We start from the raw sequence: 20,370 nt of genomic DNA on the forward strand, positions 1-20,370 counted from the left end.
AGGGTTGACCTCGAGTCGGGTCGAGGTCCGAGGGTGTCCGCATGACCTCCGTGGACACCGCTCCTTCCCTCTCCGACGACGCCGACCACACCGCCGACCTGGCGGCGCTCCGGCAGGTGATCGCCGACGTCGAGACGGGGCTGAACACCAACGACGCCGAGCTGATGACCCGGCACTTCGCCGCGAACGCCGTGGCCGTGGGCGTGAACGGGCGCGCGACCGCCGGCCTCGCCGCGCTGCGCGAGGTGCACGCGCAGGCGGTGACCGGGTTCCTGAAGGACCAGTACGCGCGCTACGAGATCGACGACGTCACCTTCGTGCGCCCGGACGTCGCCCTCGTGCGCAAGCTGGCCCGCGCCGTCGACGCCGAGGGCGCGCCGATCGACCTCGACCACACGATGTCCGCGCTCTACGTGCTGGTGCGGGAGCAGGGGCGCTGGTGGATCGTGGCGCGGCAGAACACCCTGATCCCGCGTTGATCCGCGCTGATCACCCGGGTCGGTCGGCCGGGTTCGGGCCGGCCGGGTTCGGGCCGGCCGGGGTTCGCCGGCCCGACGCTCGGCCGCGGTGGACCGGTGCCGGGTTCAGCCGCAGCCGCAGGCCCCGCCGCAACAACCGCCCCCGCCACCCGTCGGGGCCATGGCCGGTGCGGCGCCGGCGCGGCCGCCGAGCGAGACGGTCGAGAGCAGCTTGACGGTGTCGCTGTGGCCGTGCGGGCAGTCGGCGGGGTCCGAGGCCGCGGCCATGGGGCGGTCGACCTCGAAGGTCGTGGTGCACTCGCGGCAGCGGAACTCGTAACGCGGCATGGTCGGAAGATTACGCCGGGGAGCGCGGGGTGGTCATCGGTCTCGCCGGTGTCCTTGCCGTGCGCAGCCGTGCGCAGCCGTGCGCAGCCGTGCGCAGCCGTGCTCGCCCATGATCCACGGCCGGCAGCGGAACGTTCGAACTCCGGACGTCTTCCTTGCGAACGCCTGGAGCGACGCATCGGTGCGACGCCGTCAGGTCGGGTTGCCGCGTCAGGAGCCGGCGGACCCCACGATGCGGTCGACGCCGTGCGCGAAGGCCGCCCACTCGCGGCGGCGGGCGGCCAGGATGCGCTCGCCCAGCGGGGTGAGCCGGTAGTGCCGCCTGTCGGGCCCCAGGGTGATCAGCCGGTCGTTCTTCAGCCGGTGCAGCCGGTGGTACGTGCCCTGCAACGAGGGCTGGAACACGCCGTCGCTGCGCTTCCGGAGCGTCTCGTGCACCACGCGTCCGTTCTCCGGCCGGCCCTCGACGACGGCGAGGATCAGGAAGTCCAGTTGCCGGGCGTCGCGCAGGCGCACCTCGCCGTAGCGGGGGCGGGGTGGGCGAGTCCGCCGGTCCGGGGCTCCCGAACGGCCCGGCGTGCGGGTGCGGCGCGGCTCCGGGCGGCCGTTGCGCTCCACGGGACTCCCGGCCGGGGCCGGGGAGCGCCCGTTCGCCCGGCTCGCGTCGGAGTGGGTGCGGTGGTCGGTCCTGTCGTCGGTGGGGATCGCTCCGCTCCTCGTGTCGTCGGTGTCGTCGGTGTGGTCGGCGTCGGCGTGCGTCTCGGTGCCGGCCGGTTCGTCGGTGCCGGCGGTGGTGCCGTCGTCGTCGGTGAGACCGTCGGGGGTGTCGTCGGTGGCCGCGGTCCCGGTGTCGGGGGTCGTGGTGTCCGCGGGCCGGCCGGTGGTGTCGTCGGCCCGGTCGGTCGTGTCGTTCGCGCTGTCGTCCCGTCGTGGTCCGGCGCCGGCCCGCGTCTCCCCGCGGTCGTCCCCCCGCGCGGCCCGGCGCCGGCGTCGCGCGGGACGCAGGCCGGCGGCCGCGGTCCCGAACGTCGAGGACAGGTCACGGGTCGGCCGGTTCACGCGCGGGCCTTCCGCCGTGCCCCGGCACGGGGACGCCGGGACTTCCCGGTCTTCTCCGCGTCCTCGGCGGCCTGCAGCGCGGTGAGCACCTCGATGCCGAGCGCGCGGTAGTCGCCCGCGACGCTCGCGGCCGTCGCGGAGATCCGCCGGGTGCGGCTGCCCGTACGGAGCTCCTCCCACCAGGCGGGCTGGGCGGCCGCCTCGACCTCCAGCTCGTGGGCGAGCTTGCCGAGGCGCCGCGCGTCCTGGGCGGTGCGCTCCGCGTGCCGGATGGTGGTCTCGAACCGGGGCGAGGAGCCGCCGAAGGCCTCGTCGATCGCCGCGAGGGCCTCGTCCTGGACGGCGCGGGCGCGGCTGCCCGTCGCGAACAGCACCACACCGAGCAGCCCGAGCCGGGCGTTGATCTCGCGGGCGAGGGCGAACCGCTCGGCGACCAGCGTCATGCCGAGGAGCCCGCCCAGATCGGACTTCGTGGGCATCAGCACCCAGCGCGCCGACGCCAGCGCGAGGTCGGTGAGGATGGTCGACTCCGGCGGGCAGTCGATGAACACCACCTCGTAGCCGGCGGCCGCGGGGGCGAGCACGTCGCCCAGCACCCGGAACGCCTCGCGCCCGTGGTGCTGCAGCCGGGACACCATGACCGGGGTGAGGTCCTCCAGGCGGGCGCCGCCGCACACGACGTCGAGCTGCGGTCGGACGTCCTCCGCCGGCCGCAGCGGTGTCCCGGCGACGATCGCGCCGAGCAGCCCGGCGCCCTCGTCGTCGATGTCCGAGCCGCGATAGCCCAGGTCGTCGGCGAGGTTGGCCTGGCGGTTGAGGTCGAGGAGCAGGGTGCGGTAGCCGGCGCCGGCGAACTGCCCGCCCAGGTTCGCGGCGAGGGAGGTCTTGCCCACCCCGCCCTTGTCGTTGACGATCGCGATCACGCGGCTGAGCGCGAAGTCGCGATCACGGTCGCTGGTGCGCCTGGCCACGGACCACCTCCGCATTCGTCGACGGCGGGCGGCGTCGCCCGCTCGCGGTGAAGCGTGCTGCGCACGTACCCGAGCGCGCGGGCCGACACACCCGCTCGCGCGGACGGCGTCCACTCCGACCAGCGAGAACGAGCGGTCGGCCCAGGCGTGCTTCGGCCGGGCGGCCCAGTCGCGGTGGACTCAGCTCGCACCCTCCGCGCCGCCGCCACGCCGGCGGGCGGTGCGCTGCTGCCCGCTGCGCCGCCCCGACGACCCCCCGCGGGTGGTCCGGGAGGCGCGAGCCCCCCGGTCCGACGCCACCCGCTCCCGCTCGGAGCGCGCGGGGCGGGCGCGATGGACGAGGAGGTCGCGCAGCTCGTCCTCGGACGGGCTGCCCCGATCGACAGCGCCGTCCCCGTCGGTGTCCTCGGCGTCGGCGGTGTCGCCGTCGTCCTCGGATCCGGTCGACTCGGCGCGGGCCGAGTCGTCCTCGTCCGCCTCGTCCGCCTCGTCCGCCTCGTCCGCCTCGGAGTCGTCGTCCTCGGCGTCGTCGATGCCCTGGTCGGCGTCGTCGTACGCGTCGGCGTCGGCGTCCTCGTCCTCGTCGTACTCGTCCTCGCCGCCGGCCTCGTCGTCGTACTCGGCCTCGTCGTCCTCGGCGGGCTCGCGCTCGTCGGTGGCGGCGTCGTCCTCGAGCTCGTCGCCCTCGGCCTCGTCTGCGTCCTCGTCGTCGTACTCGGCCTCGTCGTCCTCGGCAGGCTCGCCCTCGTCGGTGGCGGCGTCGTCCTCGAGCTCGTCGCCCTCGGCCTCGTCTGCGTCCTCGTCGTCGTACTCGGCCTCCTCGTCCTCGGCGGGCCCGCCTTCGTCGGTGGCGGCGTCGTCCTCGAGCTCGTCGCCCTCGTCGGCATCGTCCTCGAGTTCGTCGCCCTCGTCGGCGTCCTCGTACTCGTCCTCGTCCTCGTCGAACTCCTCCGAGTCCTCGTCCTCGAGTTCGTCGGACTCGTCGTCGGCGAGTTCGTCTGCCTCGGCGTCCTCGGCGTCCTCGGCGTCCTCGAGCTCGTCGCCCTCGTCGGCATCGTCCTCGAGCTCGTCGGCCTCGTCGGCCTCGTCGGCGTCCTCGCCCTCGTCGAAGTCGCCCTCGTCCTCGGCGCCCGCGTCGTCGTACTCGGCCTCCTCGCCGACCTCGCCGTCGGCGCCCTCCGTGTCCTCGTCGGAGTCCCCGAGGTCCTCGGCGGACCGGTCGGACTCGTCGGTCTCCTCGGGCGCGCTGTCCACGTCGGACCGTCCCGCGCCCTCGGGCTCCTCGGCCTCGTCCCCGAGCTCGTCCGGCGAGACCTCGTCCTCCGGCTCGTCCGGGGTGGCCTCCCCGTCGGCGCCGCGGTCCTGCCCACCGTCCTGGTCGGACCCGGGGCCGGTCGCCCAGGCCTGCTCCTCGGCGGCGTCCCCGCCCTCACCCGCCAGGTCGGCGTCGATCTGGGCCTCGCCCGTCTCCTCGACCCGGATGCGCAGCGTCAGCTTCTTGCTGCCCAGCATGATGTAGCCGCTGATGTCGGCCAGGTCCGAGGACCCCGTCCCGTCACCCATCGTGCCGCTCCTCGTCGCTCGTGCGGGGCGCCCGCGCCGCCGCCACCATTCCCAGCAGGGCCGCGCCCGCCGCGGCGACCGGCATCAGCCAGGTCGGGCCGGGCCGCCGGCGTGCGAAGAGGAGCCTGCCGGTCACGCCGACCAGTGCCCCGACCGCGAGCCCGCGGCCGAGGTGCCGTCCCGTTTCCACCACACGTCCTCCTGCGCTCGCGCGGCGGATCCGCCGCCGCGGCCCCGCCATGGCCGGCGGGGTGGCCGCGGATGCCCGACGGACTCGGAGGGACAAACTCGGACGCGCCGAAGTTCGGCCGTTCGCCCCGCGGGTACGGCCGTCCGGCGGGAACGATCAGCCGGCGATGCGTCGCAGGAGCAGGAGGGAGTGCGGAGGGAGCGTGATGGTGCTCCCGGGCCGCAGGGGGCGCGCCGTGGCCGGGATCCCGTCCTCCTGGGTGGTGTCGAGCACCGGGACGAGGGGCGAGCCGCCGCGCGGCAGGACGCATGCCGTACCCGTGGTGCCCGCGTGCAGCAGGAACACCCATTCGCCGGCGAGCAGGCCGAGGGAGCGGGCGTGGGCGTCGTGCCAGTCGTCGCGGGTCAGCTGGCGCCCCGACGGGTGCCACCACAGCACCTCCTCCTCGCGGAGGAAGCGGTCGCGGTGCAGGGCGGGGGAGGACCGCCGGATCGCCGCGACCCGTGCGACGAACCGGGTCATCGCGTCGGCCGCCCCCGGGTCGAGCGCGTCGGGGGACCAGTCGACCCAGGTGGTCTCGTCGTCGAGGCAGTAGGCGTTGTTGTTGCCGTGCTGGGTCCGCCAGCGCTCGTCGCCACCGAGGACCATCGGCGTGCCGATCGACAGCAGCAGCGTGCCGAGCATGGCCCGCGCGGTCGCCCGCCGCCGCGCCCGGACGACCGGCGACGACGTCTCGCCCTCCACGCCGAAGTTCTGCGAGCGGTTGTCGTCCGTGCCGTCGCGGTTCTGCTCGCCGTTGGCCTCGTTGTGCTTGCGCTCGTAGGAGACGAGGTCACGCAGGGTGAAGCCGTCGTGCGCGGTCACGAAGTTCACCGACGCCCAGGGCCGCCGCCCGGACAGCGCGTACAGGTCGGAGCTGCCGGTCACCCGGGAGGCCAGCTCGGCGATGTGTCCGTGGCCGCGGAAGAAGTCGCGCACGGCGTCGCGGTAACGGCCGTTCCACTCCGACCACGCGACGCCGAAGCCGCCGACCCGGTAGCCCTCGCCGGTGGCGTCCCACGGCTCGGCGATGAGCTTGCAGGTCGACAGCACGGGGTCCTGGGCGATCGCGGTGAGCAGCGCGGAGTTCGGGTCGAACGGGCCGGAGTGCGGCCGGCCGAGCACCGAGGCGAGGTCGATGCGGAAGCCGTCCACGCCGTAGCGGGTGACCCAGTGCCGCATGGCGTCGCACACCAGGCGGATCACGGTGGGGGAGCCGGCGTCGAGCGTGTTGCCGGTGCCGGTGATGTCGGCGTCGTGGCCCAGGCCGCCGAGCGAGTAGTAGGCGCGGGCGTCGAGGCCGCGGTAGGAGAGCGTCACGCCGCCGACGCCGCCCTCGCACGTGTGGTTCGGGACGAAGTCGAGGATCACCTCGATGCCCGCCCGGTGCAGCGCGTCGACCATGGACCGGAACTCGGCGGTCTCGGCGCCCGGCGTGCTCGCGTAGCCGCCGTGCGGGGCGAGGAAGCCGAGCGTGGAGTAGCCCCAGTAGTTGCGGGCGCCGCGCTCGAGCAGGGCGGGCTCCGAGGTGCTCGCGCACACCGGCAGCAGCTCGACGGCGGTGACCCCGATCCGCAGCAGGTGGTCGACGACGGCAGGGTGCGCCAGCCCCAGGTACGTGCCGCGCAGCTCCGGCGGGACGTCCGGGTGCCGCGCCGTGTACCCCTTCACGTGCAGCTCGGCGACGACCGTCTCGGACCACGGGACGTCGGGGCGCGGCGGCAGGGGCGCGTCGAAGGGCGCCTCGACCACGGACAACGGCACCGCGCCGAGCGAGTCGACCGTGCTCGCCGGGCCGGTCATCGGGTCGTCGACCCAGCCGCGAGCGGCCCGCAGGTCGGTCACGTCGCCGGTGATCCGCTGCGCGTACGGGTCGACGAGGATCTTGTGCGGGTTGAACCGGTGGCCCTCCCACGGGCGGTACGGGCCGTGCACCCGGAAGCCGTAGCGCTGCCCCGGCCGCACGCCCGGCACGTGCCCGTGCCACACCCCGAAGGTCCGCTCGGTCAGCTCCACCCGCCGCTCGACCAGCTCCCCGGGCGCACCGTCCACGAGGCACACCTCGACGGCGTCGGCGCTGGTCGAGGCGACGGCGAAGCGCGCCCCGGTCTCGTCGACGTGGGCACCCAACGGGAAGACAGGCACGATCGGCGAGGATAAGGGGGTGAGTTCCCCCGGATCGCCCGCCGGCGCAGAAACCTCCGTGCAGAGCGTCACACCCGATCTGTCCGATCTCGTGATCAACATGGACGGGGTCTCCGTCCGCCGCGGCAGGACCGTGCTGCTCGACTCCGTCGACTGGCAGGTCGAGCTCGACGAGCGCTGGGTCGTCCTCGGTCCCAACGGCGCCGGCAAGACCACCCTGCTGCGCCTCGCCGCCGCCGAGATGCACCCGACGGCCGGCACCGTCGAGATCCTCGGCGAGCGGATGGGCCGGGTCGCGGTGTTCGAGCTGCGCCCGCGCATCGGCCTGACCTCGGCGAACCTCGGCATCCGGATCCCGGGCGACGAGGTCGTGTCCGACGTCGTGGTCAGCGCCGGGTACGGCGTGCTCGGCCGCTGGCGGGAGCGCTACGACGCGGTGGACACCGAGCGCGCCGAGCACCTGCTCGCGCAGCTCGGCATGGCCGGGTTCGCCGACCGCGAGTACCGCACCCTCTCCGAGGGCGAGCGCAAGCGGGTGCTGATCGCGCGCGCCCTGATGACCGATCCCGAGCTCCTGCTGCTCGACGAGCCCGCGGCCGGTCTCGACCTCGGCGGCCGCGAGGACCTCGTGTCGCGGCTGTCGACCCTCGCGCTCGACGCCGAGGCGCCGGCGTCGGTCCTGGTCACGCACCACGTCGAGGAGATCCCGCCGGGGTACTCGCACGGTCTGCTGCTGCGCGACGGGAAGGTCGTCGCCGCCGGGCTGCTCGACGACGTCCTCACCGACGAGAACCTCACCGCGACCTTCGGCCTGCCGCTCGCCGTGCAGCGCCGCCGCGGCCGGTACAGCGCCTGGCTTCGCTGACGTCGCCGCAGGGGCGGGGCCCTGGCCGTCGGGTGAGCGGGCGGGCCACCGGGCCCGCCCGCCGGGTTAGGGTCCGGGCGTGACGGAATTCGTGAGGCTCGAGGTCGACAACGGGGTGGGCACGATCCGGCTGGACCGGCCGCCCATGAACGCGCTCAACCGGCAGGTCCAGGCGGAGCTGCTGCAGGTCGCGCAGGAGGCCGCGACCAGGGCGGACGTCCGGGCCGTGATCGTCTACGGCGGCGAGAAGACGCTGGCGGCGGGCGCCGACGTCAAGGAGATGGCGACCATGTCCTACTCGGACATGGCCCCGCAGGCCCGCGCCCTCTCGGCCGGCCTCGGCGCGCTCTCGATCATCCCGAAGCCGACGGTCGCCGCGGTCACCGGCTACGCCCTGGGCGGTGGCCTCGAGGTCGCGCTCGGCGCCGACCGCCGCATCGCGGGCGACAACGCCAAGCTCGGCTTCCCGGAGATCCTGCTCGGCATCTTCCCCGGCGGCGGCGGGACCCAGCGGCTCGCGCGGCTGATCGGGCCGTCGCGCGCCAAGGACCTCATCTACACCGGCCGGTTCGTCGACGCCCAGGAGGCGCTGGCGATCGGGCTGGTCGACGAGGTCGTCCCGGCCGACGAGGTGTACTCCCGGTCCGTCGAGTACGTCTCGCAGTTCGCGTCCGGGCCGGCCCTGGCCTACGCCGCCGCGAAGAAGGCGATCGACGGCGGCCTGGACACCGACCTGCGCACGGGCCTCGACATCGAGTCGGAGCTGTTCGCGGGCGTGTTCGCCAGCGACGACGCCGCGATCGGGATGAAGTCCTTCGTGGAGAACGGCCCCGGCAAGGCGAGCTTCACCGGCCGCTGAGCCGCGGTGCGCGGTGCGTGGTGCCGGGCACCGCGCACCGCGCACCCGCGCACCGGAGGTGCAGATGGAGCGCGAGCTGGTGGTGCTGGGGACCGCGAGCCAGGCCCCGACGCGCACCCGCAACCACAACGGCTACCTGCTCCGATGGGGAGCGGCGTCGATGGTCGGCTCCGCACGCTCCGCCTCCGGGTCGATGGTCGGCTCCGCACGCTCCGCCTCCGGCGGGTTGCTGTTCGACCCCGGTGAAGGCACCCAGCGCCAGATGCTGTTCGCAGGCATCGCCGCGAGCGCCGTGACCCGGATCTGCCTGACCCACATGCACGGCGACCACTGCCTCGGCGTGCCCGGGGTGGTGCAGCGGCTCTCCCTCGACGACGTCCCCCACCCGGTGCACGCGCACTTCCCCGCGTCGGGCCAGGAGCACTTCACCCGGCTCCGGTACGCCACCTCCTACCGGGAGCGCGCGGACCTGCGCGAACATCCCCACGACCGGGACGGTGTCGTCGCCCGGGACGAGCTCGGCACCCTGGAGGTCCGACGCCTGGAGCACCCCGTCGAGGCCTTCGGCTACCGGCTCGTGGAGCCCGACGGGCGCCGCATGCTGCCCGAGGCCCTCGCCCGCGCCGGCATCACCGGCCCGCGCGTGCGCGAGCTCCAGGCCCGCGGCGAGCTCGACGGCGTGCGGCTGGAGGAGGTCAGTGCGCCGCGCCCGGGCCAGGTGTTCGCGTTCGTCATGGACACCCGGCTCTGCGACGGCGTGTACGCCCTGGCCGACGGCGCGGACATGCTGGTCATCGAGGCGACCTTCCTGCACGAGGACGCCGACCTCGCGCACGCCTACGGCCACCTCACCGCTCGCGAGGCCGCCGCCGTCGCGGCCGACTGCGGGGTGCGCACGCTCGTGCTCACGCACTTCTCCCAGCGCTACACCGAACCGGAGCGGTTCGCGGCGGAGGCCCGGGAGGTGTTCGGTGGCGAGCTCGTGGTCGCCGAGGACCTGATGCGGGTCCCCGTGCCGCCGCGGGTGGTCGTCGGGCAGCCGCGCTAGGAGCGCTGTCCGGCCGCGGCGTACGCGTCCATGGACCGCACCAGCGCGTGCAGCCGGTCGCGCAGCGCGCTGAACACCCTGCGCGCCAGCGGGGCGGCGACCTCCGCGCTCGCCCAGGCCGTCGCCACCCTGAGGGCGGCCCTGCAGGGCTGAGCGGACGGACCGCCCGGGCGCGGGGTCGCGCCCGGGCCGTCCCCGCCCTCGCTAGGGTCCCTACCCATGAGTACGGACCAGGTGCCCACCCCGCACGCCACCGCCGAGCAGGTCGAGGCGGCGTGGCAGGACCCGAAGCTGGCCAACGTGCTCTACCACGACTGGGAAGCGGGCACGTACGACGAGAAGTGGTCGATCAGCTACGACGAGCGCTGCATCGACTACGCCGCCGGCCGCTTCCGGCTGGCCACCGGCTGGGACGGCCGCCCGTACGGGCACGCGCTGGAGCTGGGCTGCGGGACCGGCTTCTTCCTGCTGAACCTGATGCAGGCCGGGGTCGCGGAGAAGGGGTCGGTCACCGACCTCTCGCCGGGCATGGTGCAGGCCGCGCTGCGCAACGCCGAGCACCTGGGCCTCCCGGTCGACGGGAAGGTGGCCGACGCCGAGACCATCCCGTACCCGGACGACACCTTCGACCTGGTCGTCGGGCACGCGGTGCTGCACCACATCCCCGACGTGGAGCAGGCGTTGCGCGAGGTGCTGCGGGTGCTCGAGCCCGGCGGCCGGTTCGTGTTCGCCGGCGAACCCACCACCGTCGGCGACGCCTACGCCCGCAGGCTGTCCCGGTGGACGTGGAAGGCGGCCACCACGGTCACGAAGCTCGGCCCGCTGCAGGGGTGGCGACGCCCGCAGGCCGAGCTCGACGAGTCCAGCCGCGCCGCCGCGCTCGAGGCCGTCGTCGACATCCACACGTTCGACCCGGCCGAGCTGGAGCGGATGGCCGAGCGCGCCGGCGCCCGTGAGGTTCGCGCCGTCACCGAGGAGCTCACCGCGGCGATGCTCGGCTGGCCGGTGCGGACCTTCGAGGCGGCCGTCCCGCCCGGGAAGCTGGGCTGGAACTGGGCGATGTTCGCCTACCACTCCTGGCAGCGGCTCTCGAAGCTCGACGCCGCGCTCGGCCGGGTCGTCCCGCGGGCCTGGTTCTACAACGCCCTGATCTCCGGCACCAAGGCCCGGTAGGACTCCCCGTAGGACTACGGATCCGGCGGGGCCCGGCGGGCCGGCAGCCTGGGCCGTGTGTTCCGCGCCGCCCCCGTTCCCGCCACACTGATCGACGTGGAACGCCCGCTCGAGCCGCTGTGGCGCGGCGTCGTCGTCTACCGCGTGCTCACGCTGGTGACGGTGCTCGGGGTGGCGGCGTTCCACATGACCGACTACGCGTCGCCATGGGGCGCGGGGCTGGTGCTCGCGGTGATGACGGTGTGGACCGCGGTGCTCGCCCGCGGGTATCTCGGCGACGGGTTCGAGGACCGGCGCGGGCCGCTCGCGCTGGCCGACCTCGCGGTCAGCGCGGGGATCTTGCTCACCACGCCGCTGATCGTCACCGACGCCCAGCTCGACGCCTCGGTCCCCGGCATGGGCTCGATCTGGACCTCCGGCGCGGTGCTCGCCTGCGCGGTGGCGTACCGCATCCCGGGCGGGGTGGTCGCCGCGGCGGTGATCTCCGCGGCGCTGGTGCTCGCCAAGTCCCGGGCCACCCTGACCGAGCTCAACGACATCCAGATCCTCGTGCTCGCCGGGCTCACCGTCGGCTACGCCTCGCTCGTGTTGCGCCGGGCCGCCGAACGGGTGCGCCGGGCCGTCGCCGAGGAGGCCGCCGCGGCGGAGCGGGAGCGGCTGGCCCGGGCCGTGCACGACGGCGTGCTGCAGGTCCTCGCGCACGTCGGGCGCCGCGGGGCGGAACTGGGTGGGGCCGCGGCCGAGCTCGGCGCACTGGCGGGGGAGCAGGAGGTCGCCCTGCGCACGTTGCTGACCAGCGGCAACGCCCAGGTCGACGCCGCGGGACGGCGCGATCTCGCGGCCACGCTGCGGGCCTCGGCGTCGGGCCGGGTCACGGTGTCGGCACCGGCGCACCCCGTCGAGCTGCCGGCCGCGACGGTCGGGGAGCTCGACGCCGTGGTGCGCGCCGCGCTGGCCAACGTCGAGCGGCACGTCGGCGCCGAGGCGCCGGCATGGGTCCTCGTCGAGGAGCTCGACGGCGCGATCGAGATCAGCGTGCGCGACGACGGCCCGGGCATCCCCGCCGGCCGGCTCGCGGAGGCGGAGGAGCAGGGCCGGCTCGGGGTCGCGCAGTCGATGCGCGGCCGCGTCGCCGGGCTCGGCGGCACCCTCGACCTCGACACCGGACCCGGCCGGGGCACCGAGTGGACGATCCGGATCCCCACCCGGGCGGACGAGCGCAGGGAGAGCGTGTGAGCGTGACCGTGATGGTGGTCGACGACCACCCCATCTGGCGCGAGGGCGTGGCCCGGGACCTGGGCGAACGCGGCCTCGAGGTCGTGGCCACCGCGCCGGACGCCGGCGCCGCCGTCCGGATCGCCCCCGCCGTGCGCCCGCAGGTCGTGCTCATGGACCTCAACCTCGGCGAGACGTCCGGGGTCGACGCGATCGCCGGGATCGTCGGGAAGCTCCCGGACACCAGGGTGCTCGTGCTCTCGGCGAGCGGCGAGCACGCGGACGTGCTGGAGGCGCTCAAGGCGGGCGCCACCGGCTACCTGGTGAAGTCGGCGAGCGCCGAGGAGCTGGTCGACGCGGTGCACCGCACCGCCCGGGGCGTCCCGGTCTTCACGCCCGGGCTCGCGGGACTGGTGCTCGGGGAGTACCGCCGCCTCGCGCAACGCCCGGCGGGCGAGCCCGCGGTGCCGGCGCTGACCGAGCGCGAGACCGAGGTGCTGCGGCAGGTCGCGAAGGGCCTCACCGCGAAGCAGATCGGCGAGCGGCTCGTGGTCTCGCACCGCACCGTCGAGAGCCACGTGCAGAACACCCTGCGCAAGCTGCAGCTGCACAACCGCTCCCAGCTCGTCCGCTACGCCCTCGAGCAGGGGCTCGCGGACGACTGACCTCCGCCCGGCGGATGCGGGCGTCACCCCCCTCCGCCGAGGAGGCGGCTCACGCGAGGCCGTGCTCGATCGCGTACCGGACGAGCGCGGCCCGCCCCGGCACGTCGAACTTCCGCAGCGTGCGCTGGATGTGGTTCTCCACCGTGCGCGGCGACAGCACGAGGCGGGTCGCGATCTGGCGCGCGGTGAGCCCCTCGACCACCAGCCGCAGCACCTCGGACTCCCGCTCGGTGAGGCGGGGTGCCGCGTCCACCGCGCCCCCGACGGAACGGGCGGCCGCGTCGAGGGCCCGCTCGGCCAGCCCCTCGCCGAACGCCGGCCCACCCGCGGCCGCCGCGCGGAGGACCTCGACGAGGGCCGGGTCGCTCCGCAGGACGTACCCCGTCGCACCCGCCCGGACGACGTCGAGCACGAGCTCCGGCCCGGTGCCCGTCCCGACGACGGGGAGCTCGGGCAGCTCCGCGGCGAGGGTCTCGACGGCGTGCAACGCGGCGGGCCCGGCGTCGGCGTCGACGAGCACGACCTGCGGCCGGAGGGCACGGACCGCGGCGAGGGCGTCGGCCGGCGCGGCGGCGCCGACCACCGCGACCCCGGGGACGGCCGGCTCCCCGACGACGAGTACGGCCAGCTCCACCCGGGCCCCCTTCCGCGAGAAGAGGATCATGCCGAGCGGACGCGCGCTCCGGGAGCCCGGCCGCCCGGAATCACCGTTTCGGAGCAGAACGTGCCCGTCCGGGCACCGAGAGTGCGATCGAGCCGGGGGTGTCAGTCCTTCAGCCGCACCGCGATGTCGGCCAGTACGGCCTCGACGTCCGCGTCCAGCGCGACGGCGACCGGGGGGCCGGGCGCCTCCGGGCGGCCGTCGGGCACCACCACCCCGCGCGCCGGGCCGAGATCGCAGGCCACGAGCAGTGGCAACGGGGTGGTGTGCAGGATGCCCGGCCGGATCGCCTCCATCAGCGCGACGGCGTCGTGCAGGGCGACGACGTCCCGGCCGTAGTGCTCGCGGAACGCGAGCCGGTAGGCCGCGATCACCTCCGCGAGCACGGCCCCGGTGGGGCCGCCGGCGGCGAGCCCGGCGACCCAGTCCGCGTCCGCGACGCAGCGCAGCGTGAGATCCAGCGGCACGAGCGTGACGGGCACCTCGGGCTGGGTGAGGACGCGGTGCGCGGCCTCGGGATCGGCGTAGACGTTGAACTCCGCGGCACCCGCGGTGTTGCCGCCCCGCAGCGAGCCGCCCATGATCACGAATCGACCGATGCGGTCGGTCAGCTCCGGATGGGCGGCGAGCAGCACCGCGCAGTTCGTCAGCGGGCCGATCGCCGCGATCGTGACCGGCTCGGTGGCGGCGCGCAGCACGTCGGCCATGAGCTCGACGGCCGGGCGGGGGTCGAGCGGGGCCAGGTCCGGCAGCGCCCCCGCGCGCCCGCCCAGGCCGTCGGCGCCGTGCCAGTGGTCGGCGCGTTCGCGCTGCGGGTGCACCAGCGGGCGGCCCGCGCCGCGGGCGACCGGGACGTCCGGCCGCCCGGCGAGGGCGACGAGCCGCCGCGCGTTGGGCAGGGTGTGCTCGAGGCCGACGTTGCCGAAGGTCGCCGTGACCGCCCGGACGTCGAGCTCGGGGCTGCGCAGGGCGAGGACGAGGGCCACGGCGTCGTCCACGCCCGGGTCGGTGTCGAGGATCAGCGGCGTCGGCACCCCCCGACCCTAGGACGTGCCTATTCGCTGCGCGTCGGCTCGCTCTCGTTCTCGCGGTCCAGCTCACGGGCGGCGTCGTCGGTGGCGCCGGCGTCGTGGCGGTCGCCCGGGGTGCGCGGGTTGCCGTCGTGGTCGTAGTCGCCGCGGGCCGTGCCGGACCCGTCGCCGGTCAGCGCGTGGTCCGCGCCCTCGTCGCCGGGGGCGTCGCCGGTGCGCTCGGTCATGGGACCTCCGATGCTCGGGTGGGCGGATCGCTCGCGGTGCTTCCCCGGACCGGTCGCCGGGCAAACGCGCGCGCCGGTTTAGGGTCGGCCATGACCTCGATGTGGGGCGCCCCGTTCCGGGAGCGCCGGGCCCGCCGGCGCCGCGACCCGGAGCAGGTCCGCTTCCTCACCGTGGCCTCGCTGCGCTGGGTGCTCCGGCACCGCGCCTGGACACCCTGGTACCTGGTCCGCTACTGGCGGCTGCTGCGCTTCCGCGTCGCGAACCCGCACGTCGTGCTGCGGGGCATGGTGTTCCTCGGGCGCGACGTCGAGATCGTCGCCCGGCCCGGGTACGGGCGGCTGGAGATCGGCCGCTGGGTCCACATCGGCGACGGCAACTCGCTGCGCTGCCACGAGGGCTCGATGCGGATCGGGGACAAGGTGGTCCTCGGCCGCAACAACACGGTCAACTGCTACCTCGACGTCGAGATCGGGGCCGCGTCGATCGTCGCCGACTGGGTCTACGTGACCGACTTCGACCACCGGACCGAGGACGTGCACGTCCCGATCAAGGACCAGGGCATCGTCAAGGCGCCGGTCCGGATCGGGCCGGACACGTGGATGGGGGTGAAGGTCTCCGTGCTGCGCGGCTCGCGGGTCGGACGCGGCAGCGTCCTCGGCGCGCACGCGGTCGTGCGCGGGGACATCCCGGAGTACTCGATCGCGGTGGGTGCGCCCGCCCGCGTCGTCCGGAACCGGGTGGAGGACTACGAGGCCGCGGCGGCCGAGCGGGCGGCGGTGGCGGACATGGCCCGCAAGCAGCGGGCGGCGGTGGAGCGGCGGCTCAGGCGGGTGTGAGCACGTTGCCCGACGGGATCTTCGGGCGTGGCAGCTCCCGCGGACCCTTGTTCGGGGCGGCGGCGTAGATCTCGGCGGTGCGGGCGGCGATGCCGCGCCAGGAGAAGTCGGTGCGCAGCCGTGCCCGCGCCGCGCGGGCCCGCCCGGCCGCGGCCCGCGGGTCGGCGAGCGCGCGGTCGACGGCGCCGGCGAGGGCCGGGACGTCGCCGGGCGGGAAGGACCACCCCGTCTCGCCCTCGGCGACCAGCTCGCCGAGCCCGCCCGCGGTCGCGGCGACCAGCGTGGCGCCGGCGGCCGCGGCCTCGAGGGCCACGATCCCGAACGGCTCGTACCGGCTGGGCAGCACGACGGCGTCGGCGGCGGCGAGGAGGCCCGCGAGATCGCCGTCGGGCAGGTGGCCGGTGAAGGTCGCCGCGCGCCCCACCCGGTGCCGGCGCGCCTCGGACCGCAGGAAGTCGCGCTGGGTGCCGGTGCCCGCGACCAGCAGCCGGGTGCCGGGGTGCCGGCGCCGGATCCGCGGCAGCGCGGCGAGCAGGTCCTGCACGCCCTTCTCGTACTCCAGCCGCCCGACGAACAGCAGCAGCGGTGCGTCCCCGGGCGCGTACCGCGCCCGCACGGCGGCCGCCCGCTCGCGCCCGAGCCGCCAGCCGCGGGCGTCGATACCGTTGTGCACCACGTGGACCGCGGCGGGTTCGAGGTCGAAGAGCTGCGCCGCCTCGGCGCGCATCGCCGCCGAGCAGGTGATGACGGCGTCGGCGCGGTTCGCCAGCGCCCACTCGACCGAGTGGACCTGCCGGTTCAGCGGGGCCGAGAGCCAGCCCGCGTGCCGGCCCGCCTCGGTGGCGTGCACGGTGGTGACGAGGGGCGCGCCGAGCACGTCGGCCAGCGTGGTGGCGGGGTGGGCGACGAGCCAGTCGTGCGCGTGCACGACGTCGGGCCGCCAGCCGCCGAGCCGGGTCAGCGCGGCGCGGACCAGCGTGTGACCCATCGCGAGCGTCCAGGCCACCATGTCGCGCCCGAACTCCAGGTGCGCCGGGTCCTCGGCGGCGCGCAGGACCCGGATGCCGCCGGTGCGCCGGTCGGTGGTGGGGTGGGTGCCCGCGTCCGTCCCGGCCGGCTGCCGGGTGAGGACGACGAGCTCGTGCCCGGCCGCGGCGAGCTCGCGCGCCAGCGCGTGCACGTGCCGGCCCAGCCCGCCGACCACGACCGGCGGGTACTCCCACGACACCAGCAGCACACGCATCGGGGTGGATCCTGGCAGGTGGTGGCCGGCGGGTGACCGCCGCCGGGTGGTGATCGGCCGTCCGAGGGTCGCGGTTAGGCTGATGTTGCACGCCGGAACGATCGGGGAGGCGTATGCGGGGCATCGCGGGGGCACTGGTCGTGCTGACGACGGTGGTCCTCGTGTCCGGGTGCGCCGCGGCGCCCGCTCTGCCTGCTGCCTCGGCCCCGGCCCCCGAGCCCCCACGGCCCGCCCCGACCGAGGCCGCCACCGTCGGCGCGTTGTTCAGCGGACCGGCGACCGACCTCGGCGACCACTACTGCAGTGCCTCGGTGGTCGACAGCCCCGCGGGGGACCTCGTGCTCACCGCGGCGCACTGCGTGGCCGCCGGCGACGGGACGCCGGCGCGCACCGGCATGGCGTTCGTGCCCGGCTACCACGACGGCGTCCGACCCTCCGGCGTGTGGACCGTGACGAGCGCCGCCGTCGACCCGCGGTTCCTCGCCGACGCCGACCCCGACTTCGACGTCGCCTTCCTGACCGTCGAGCCCGCCGACGGCGCGGGGCCGGTCGAGGACGTCACCGGAGGCTTCCCGATCGCCTTCGACCCCGGCGCGGGCGACCCGGTCCGCGCGCTCGGCTACCCGGACTCCGACGACGGCCCGACGGTCCGCTCCGGCGTCACACAGCGGTTCTCGCCGACCCAGCTGGTGCTGCCCGCCCCGGGGCTGGAGGACGGGACCAGCGGCGGCCCCTGGCTGCGCGCCGGCGCGGCCGGCCCGGAGGTCGTCGGGCTGACCGGTGGGTACGAGCAGGGTGGCTACTCGCCGGACACGTCGTACTCGACCTACCTGGCCGGCTCGTTCGCGGACCTGCGCGACCAGGCGCTGCAGCCGGATCCACGGGCCTCGGGCTGAGCCGGGGACCTGCTCACACCCGCAGCCGCCGGGCGTCGACGTGCCCGAAGGGCGCCCGCTCCCAGCCGCCGACGAGCGCGCCGGCCTCCTCGCGCCGGCCCTCGTCGAGCAGACGGGCCAGGTCGAACACCCGCTCGGCGTGCCGGTGGGCGCGCCCGCGGGCGTAGTCGACCGTCGAGCCGGTGGTGACCATGAAGGCCCAGTCGCTGGACAGGGCGAGCAGGGCCTGCTCGGCGAGGGCGTCGAGGAGCGGGTCCCGGGCGAAGGACCGCCCCTTGCCGACGGCGGTGAGCAGCGCTTCCTGGACCCGTGCGCCCTGCTCAACGAGATCGGTGACGGCCTCGCCGGCCCACACCCGCCAGTCCTTGCCCGAACCCCAGGACGAGGGCGGCAGCTCGACCGGCTCCCCGACCAGACCCGGGTCGGCCAGCGCGCCGCGCAGCGTCGTCACCCGCACCCCGGCCGCGGGCAGCGCCCGCAGCACGGCCTCCAGCCAGGCCGGGCCCTCGTGCCACCAGTGCCCGAACAGCTCGGTGTCGAACGCGGCCACGGTCAGCGCGGGCCGGCCGTGCGTCTCCCGCAGGGCGTCGAGCCGGGCCCCGACGACCTCGACGAAGTCCGCGGCGTCGCGCTCGACCTGGGCGGCGGCGCGGGCCGGGGAGTACGGCGCCTTCTCGTGCGGCGGCACGTCGGGACCGGTGACCCGGGCGGGCTTGAGCCCCGACGCGTGGTCGTAGGTGTGGAAGTCGCGGTAGCTGCGGTGGCCGGGGTAGCCCTTGCGCGGCGACCAGACGCGGTAGGTGACCTCGAGGTCGCGGCCGAGGCAGTGCACCCCGTCGCCGACGGGCCGGGCGAAGGCGGTGTCGCCGTGCAGCGCCGGGCCGTCGACCAGGAAGTGGGTCACGCCCGCCGCGGCGTACTCCTGCTCCATCCCGGGCGCGTGGCCGCACTCGGGCGCCCAGATCCCGGCCGGCGGCGCCCCGGTCCGCCACCGGGCGTCGGACAGGCCCGCCCCGAGCGCGAACTCGCGGACCCGCGGGTCGAGCAGCGGGCCGAAGGGATGCGTGGCCGGGCCACCCAGCAGTTCGACGGCGCCCTCGAGGGAACGGAACACCGGCGAGCCGCCGTGGCGCCAGTGCGCCTCGAACTCGGCGAGGGCGGCGGCGGCGCGCCGGTGCTCGTACGCGGCCAGTTCGGGGAGCCGGCCGGCCGCCTCGTGCGCCCGCAGCTGCCAGGTCGCCAGCCAGGTGTGTACTGCGCTCAGGCAGTGCGGGTCGTCGAGCTGCGCGGCCAGGACGGGCGTGACGCCGAGGGTCAGCAGGTCCCGCCGGCCCTCCGCGGCGAGCCGGCGCAGCACGTCGGCCAGCGGCAGGTAGGCCTGCGCCCACGCCTGGGAGAGCCACTCCTCGCCGACCGGCCACCGGCCGTGGTGCGCGACCCAGGGGAGGTGGCTGTGCAGGACCAGGCAGAAGGTGCCCCTCACGGGCGGCTCGCCGTCACCAGCAGGTCGAGGCTCGCGTCGAGGTCGTCCGGGGTGAGGAGGAAGTCGTCGACGGTCACCGACGCGACGTCGGCGAGCAGGTCCGCGGGCCAGGCCCCACCCCCGAGCGCGACGGCCACCTGGGCGTCGACGAGCGAGCCGCCGTGCCGCGCGTCCAGCTCCCGCAGCCGCGGCCCGTGGTGCAGGCCGAACACCTCGACCTCGGTGAACCCCGCCTCGCGCACCAGGTCGGCGAGCTCGTCGGGCCCGAGCTCGCGGGTGTGGAAGGGGTTGAGCGGGGTGTCGCGGCCGGGGGAGAAGGTGAGCCGGTTCGGCGTGGACACCAGCGCCCGGCCGCCCGGCCGCAGCACGCGCAGGCACTCCCGCAGGAACAGCCCCTGGTCCCACAGGTGCTCGACGACCTGCAGCGACACCACCGCGTCGAACCGGGCGTCCGGGGCGGGCAGGGCGACGAGGTTGGCCCGCGCCACCCCGACGCGGGGGTAGCGCCGGGCGACGTGCGCCGCCGTGAGTGCGTCGTAGTCCAGCCCCAGGACCCGCTCGGCGACACCTGCGAGCAGGTCCGCGCCGTACCCCTCGCCGCAGCCCGCCTCGAGCACGGTCGCGCCGGCGCACCGCGGGGCCAGCGCGGCGTACACCGCCTCGTGCCGCCGGAACCAGTAGTTCTCCTCCGGGATCCCGGGCACGGTCCGCTCGCCGGTCAGCGGGAGGGAGGAGGTGCTCACGGGGCGGTCCGGGGGTCGGGGCCGGGGTCGCCGGACACGGTGACGATCCCGCCGACGCACTCGTTCAGCCAGGCCAGCAACGTGTGGTCGTCGAGTGTGAGGGGGACCTCGGGCCCGCCCCACCCGAGCCGGGTGACGGGGCGGTGGGCGAGGGCGTCGTCGAGGAGGAGGGCGAGCCCGTCCGTCAGCAGCACGGTCACGCCCTGGTGCGTGATCTCGCGGGTGCCCTCCTCGCGGTCGCCCGAGGCCAGGTCGGAGCCGGTCCGCACGACGTACCCCTGACCCGTGCGGTCGTCGAAGCCCGTCACCAGCACGCGCGCACCCCCGTCCCCCCGTCCGCCGGCGCGGAGCCGGCCGGCACGGGGATCCTAGGGCCGCAGGACCCCCGGACGGGGCCGTCGCGCCCCGTGCTCCGACGCGGGGAATGTCACTCCGCGGGGCCCGAACCGCTGCTGGTGAAGGGTCTGGTGAGCAGGCTCACCCCGGGCGCCGTTTGCTGTTCGGATACCGCACGGTAACAATCGGGCCCAGGTCAGACGGCATGCCGCGGCCCCTGCGGGCCCCGATCCACGGGGCGGCACGGGCGGCGCGGGGCCGGCGGACCGGTGGTCCGGGCGGTGTCGTGCCGGCCGCGGACGGAGCCCGGGGGCG

At 75.7% G+C, this 20,370-nt stretch carries 23 protein-coding genes; 10 read left to right on the plus strand and 13 right to left on the minus strand.

The features are described from left to right. Positions 1 to 41 precede the first annotated feature (41 nt). Entirely contained in the window at positions 42 to 479 is a 438-nt protein-coding gene (locus LWC35_RS13960; RefSeq protein ID WP_232870534.1) for an SgcJ/EcaC family oxidoreductase, read from the plus strand. A 105-nt stretch (positions 480 to 584) separates the two neighbouring features. Here the strand turns inward: LWC35_RS13960 and LWC35_RS13965 are convergent, their stop codons facing one another. From LWC35_RS13965 to glgX, 6 genes are all read right to left on the minus strand, one after another. Then, positions 585 to 806 carry a zinc ribbon domain-containing protein gene (locus LWC35_RS13965; protein WP_232870535.1) on the minus strand — a complete coding sequence of 74 codons (222 nt, stop codon included), beginning with the start codon at positions 804 to 806 and terminating at the stop codon, positions 585 to 587. A 210-nt stretch (positions 807 to 1,016) separates the two neighbouring features. Beyond that, on the minus strand, positions 1,017 to 1,865 hold the full coding sequence (locus tag LWC35_RS40260) for a PadR family transcriptional regulator (protein ID WP_232870536.1): 849 nt from the start codon (positions 1,863 to 1,865) through the stop codon (positions 1,017 to 1,019). After that, positions 1,862 to 2,836 (minus strand): ParA family protein, encoded by a 975-nt coding sequence (locus LWC35_RS13975; protein WP_232870537.1) that lies wholly within the window; start codon positions 2,834 to 2,836, stop codon positions 1,862 to 1,864. Before LWC35_RS13975 ends, LWC35_RS40260 begins: the two co-directional genes overlap by 4 nt. 180 nt (positions 2,837 to 3,016) lie before the next feature. Continuing rightward, positions 3,017 to 4,399, minus strand: coding sequence for a hypothetical protein (locus tag LWC35_RS13980; protein WP_232870538.1), 1,383 nt, complete (start codon positions 4,397 to 4,399; stop codon positions 3,017 to 3,019). Then, on the minus strand, positions 4,392 to 4,589 hold the full coding sequence (locus tag LWC35_RS13985) for a hypothetical protein (protein WP_232870539.1): 198 nt from the start codon (positions 4,587 to 4,589) through the stop codon (positions 4,392 to 4,394). The genes LWC35_RS13980 and LWC35_RS13985 overlap by 8 nt, the downstream gene beginning before the upstream one ends. Before the next feature lie 156 nt (positions 4,590 to 4,745). Next, positions 4,746 to 6,773: a glycogen debranching protein GlgX gene (gene glgX, locus LWC35_RS13990; RefSeq protein WP_232870540.1), complete on the minus strand. Its 2,028-nt coding sequence runs from the start codon at positions 6,771 to 6,773 to the stop codon at positions 4,746 to 4,748. Between the two features lie 100 nt (positions 6,774 to 6,873). Between glgX and LWC35_RS13995 the strand changes: the two genes are divergently transcribed. The 7 genes from LWC35_RS13995 to LWC35_RS14020 all read left to right on the plus strand — a co-directional run bounded on the left by LWC35_RS13995 (position 6,874) and on the right by LWC35_RS14020 (position 12,598). Beyond that, positions 6,874 to 7,638, plus strand: a complete 765-nt coding sequence (locus LWC35_RS13995; protein WP_232870597.1) for an ABC transporter ATP-binding protein — start codon at positions 6,874 to 6,876, stop codon at positions 7,636 to 7,638. Positions 7,639 to 7,717: 79 nt separating this feature from the next. Beyond that, a complete protein-coding gene (locus LWC35_RS14000) occupies positions 7,718 to 8,497 on the plus strand; it encodes an enoyl-CoA hydratase/isomerase family protein (protein WP_232870541.1) in 780 nt (259 codons plus the stop codon). Positions 8,498 to 8,561: 64 nt separating this feature from the next. Continuing rightward, positions 8,562 to 9,545, plus strand: a complete 984-nt coding sequence (locus LWC35_RS14005; RefSeq protein WP_232870542.1) for a ribonuclease Z — start codon at positions 8,562 to 8,564, stop codon at positions 9,543 to 9,545. Between the two features lie 30 nt (positions 9,546 to 9,575). After that, positions 9,576 to 9,698, plus strand: a complete 123-nt coding sequence (locus LWC35_RS39220; protein WP_269804103.1) for a hypothetical protein — start codon at positions 9,576 to 9,578, stop codon at positions 9,696 to 9,698. 66 nt (positions 9,699 to 9,764) lie between these two features. Further along, complete coding sequence (locus tag LWC35_RS14010) at positions 9,765 to 10,718, plus strand: class I SAM-dependent methyltransferase (protein ID WP_232870543.1); 954 nt, start codon at positions 9,765 to 9,767, stop codon at positions 10,716 to 10,718. A 96-nt stretch (positions 10,719 to 10,814) separates the two neighbouring features. Then, positions 10,815 to 11,954, plus strand: a complete 1,140-nt coding sequence (gene macS, locus LWC35_RS14015; RefSeq protein WP_232870544.1) for a MacS family sensor histidine kinase — start codon at positions 10,815 to 10,817, stop codon at positions 11,952 to 11,954. An 11-nt stretch (positions 11,955 to 11,965) separates the two neighbouring features. Further along, complete coding sequence (locus tag LWC35_RS14020) at positions 11,966 to 12,598, plus strand: response regulator (RefSeq protein WP_269804123.1); 633 nt, start codon at positions 11,966 to 11,968, stop codon at positions 12,596 to 12,598. 49 nt (positions 12,599 to 12,647) lie between these two features. Here the strand turns inward: LWC35_RS14020 and LWC35_RS14025 are convergent, their stop codons facing one another. The 3 genes from LWC35_RS14025 to LWC35_RS14035 all read right to left on the minus strand — a co-directional run bounded on the left by LWC35_RS14025 (position 12,648) and on the right by LWC35_RS14035 (position 14,517). Next, positions 12,648 to 13,232, minus strand: coding sequence for a response regulator transcription factor (locus LWC35_RS14025; RefSeq protein WP_232870546.1), 585 nt, complete (start codon positions 13,230 to 13,232; stop codon positions 12,648 to 12,650). Between the two features lie 131 nt (positions 13,233 to 13,363). Continuing rightward, positions 13,364 to 14,293 (minus strand): nucleoside hydrolase, encoded by a 930-nt coding sequence (locus tag LWC35_RS14030; protein ID WP_232870547.1) that lies wholly within the window; start codon positions 14,291 to 14,293, stop codon positions 13,364 to 13,366. 20 nt (positions 14,294 to 14,313) lie between these two features. Beyond that, entirely contained in the window at positions 14,314 to 14,517 is a 204-nt protein-coding gene (locus LWC35_RS14035; RefSeq protein ID WP_232870548.1) for a hypothetical protein, read from the minus strand. 90 nt (positions 14,518 to 14,607) lie between these two features. On the opposite strand from LWC35_RS14035, the gene LWC35_RS14040 reads away from it, so the two are divergent. Then, positions 14,608 to 15,354, plus strand: coding sequence for an acyltransferase (locus LWC35_RS14040; protein WP_232870549.1), 747 nt, complete (start codon positions 14,608 to 14,610; stop codon positions 15,352 to 15,354). Here LWC35_RS14040 and LWC35_RS14045 read toward each other — a convergent pair. Beyond that, positions 15,341 to 16,597 carry a glycosyltransferase family 4 protein gene (locus LWC35_RS14045; protein WP_232870550.1) on the minus strand — a complete coding sequence of 419 codons (1,257 nt, stop codon included), beginning with the start codon at positions 16,595 to 16,597 and terminating at the stop codon, positions 15,341 to 15,343. The two genes, LWC35_RS14040 and LWC35_RS14045, sit on opposite strands and share 14 nt — an antisense overlap. Before the next feature lie 113 nt (positions 16,598 to 16,710). On the opposite strand from LWC35_RS14045, the gene LWC35_RS14050 reads away from it, so the two are divergent. Then, a complete protein-coding gene (locus LWC35_RS14050) occupies positions 16,711 to 17,493 on the plus strand; it encodes a trypsin-like serine peptidase (protein ID WP_232870551.1) in 783 nt (260 codons plus the stop codon). A gap of 13 nt (positions 17,494 to 17,506) precedes the next feature. Here LWC35_RS14050 and LWC35_RS14055 read toward each other — a convergent pair whose 3' ends face one another. Genes LWC35_RS14055 through LWC35_RS14065 form a run of 3 tightly spaced genes read right to left on the minus strand, consistent with a single transcriptional unit; the run spans position 17,507 to position 20,033 of the window. Next, positions 17,507 to 18,976 carry a 1,4-alpha-glucan branching protein domain-containing protein gene (locus LWC35_RS14055; RefSeq protein WP_232870552.1) on the minus strand — a complete coding sequence of 490 codons (1,470 nt, stop codon included), beginning with the start codon at positions 18,974 to 18,976 and terminating at the stop codon, positions 17,507 to 17,509. Beyond that, positions 18,973 to 19,719, minus strand: coding sequence for a class I SAM-dependent methyltransferase (locus LWC35_RS14060; protein ID WP_232870553.1), 747 nt, complete (start codon positions 19,717 to 19,719; stop codon positions 18,973 to 18,975). The genes LWC35_RS14055 and LWC35_RS14060 overlap by 4 nt, the downstream gene beginning before the upstream one ends. After that, complete coding sequence (locus tag LWC35_RS14065) at positions 19,716 to 20,033, minus strand: hypothetical protein (protein ID WP_232870554.1); 318 nt, start codon at positions 20,031 to 20,033, stop codon at positions 19,716 to 19,718. The genes LWC35_RS14060 and LWC35_RS14065 overlap by 4 nt, the downstream gene beginning before the upstream one ends. Positions 20,034 to 20,370 lie beyond the last annotated feature (337 nt).

The sequence above is a fragment of the Pseudonocardia kujensis genome (genome assembly GCF_021283305.1).
GTDB classification, from domain to species: Bacteria; Actinomycetota; Actinomycetes; order Mycobacteriales; family Pseudonocardiaceae; genus Pseudonocardia; species Pseudonocardia kujensis.

Excerpts from the sequence above, each read along its gene's own strand:
- LWC35_RS14035 (WP_232870548.1), bottom strand. The coding sequence starts at position 14,517 with ATGACCGAGCGCACCGGCGACGCCCCCGGCGACGAGGGCGCGGACCAC.
- LWC35_RS39220 (WP_269804103.1), top strand. The coding sequence starts at position 9,576 with ATGGACCGCACCAGCGCGTGCAGCCGGTCGCGCAGCGCGCTGAACACC.
- LWC35_RS13995 (WP_232870597.1), top strand. The coding sequence starts at position 6,874 with ATGGACGGGGTCTCCGTCCGCCGCGGCAGGACCGTGCTGCTCGACTCC.
- LWC35_RS13960 (WP_232870534.1), top strand. The coding sequence starts at position 42 with ATGACCTCCGTGGACACCGCTCCTTCCCTCTCCGACGACGCCGACCAC.
- LWC35_RS14050 (WP_232870551.1), top strand. The coding sequence starts at position 16,711 with ATGCGGGGCATCGCGGGGGCACTGGTCGTGCTGACGACGGTGGTCCTC.
- LWC35_RS13980 (WP_232870538.1), bottom strand. The coding sequence starts at position 4,399 with ATGGGTGACGGGACGGGGTCCTCGGACCTGGCCGACATCAGCGGCTAC.
- LWC35_RS14020 (WP_269804123.1), top strand. The coding sequence starts at position 11,966 with ATGGTGGTCGACGACCACCCCATCTGGCGCGAGGGCGTGGCCCGGGAC.
- LWC35_RS14010 (WP_232870543.1), top strand. The coding sequence starts at position 9,765 with ATGAGTACGGACCAGGTGCCCACCCCGCACGCCACCGCCGAGCAGGTC.
- LWC35_RS14005 (WP_232870542.1), top strand. The coding sequence starts at position 8,562 with ATGGAGCGCGAGCTGGTGGTGCTGGGGACCGCGAGCCAGGCCCCGACG.
- LWC35_RS14040 (WP_232870549.1), top strand. The coding sequence starts at position 14,608 with ATGACCTCGATGTGGGGCGCCCCGTTCCGGGAGCGCCGGGCCCGCCGG.
- LWC35_RS14045 (WP_232870550.1), bottom strand. The coding sequence starts at position 16,597 with ATGCGTGTGCTGCTGGTGTCGTGGGAGTACCCGCCGGTCGTGGTCGGC.
- LWC35_RS13965 (WP_232870535.1), bottom strand. The coding sequence starts at position 806 with ATGCCGCGTTACGAGTTCCGCTGCCGCGAGTGCACCACGACCTTCGAG.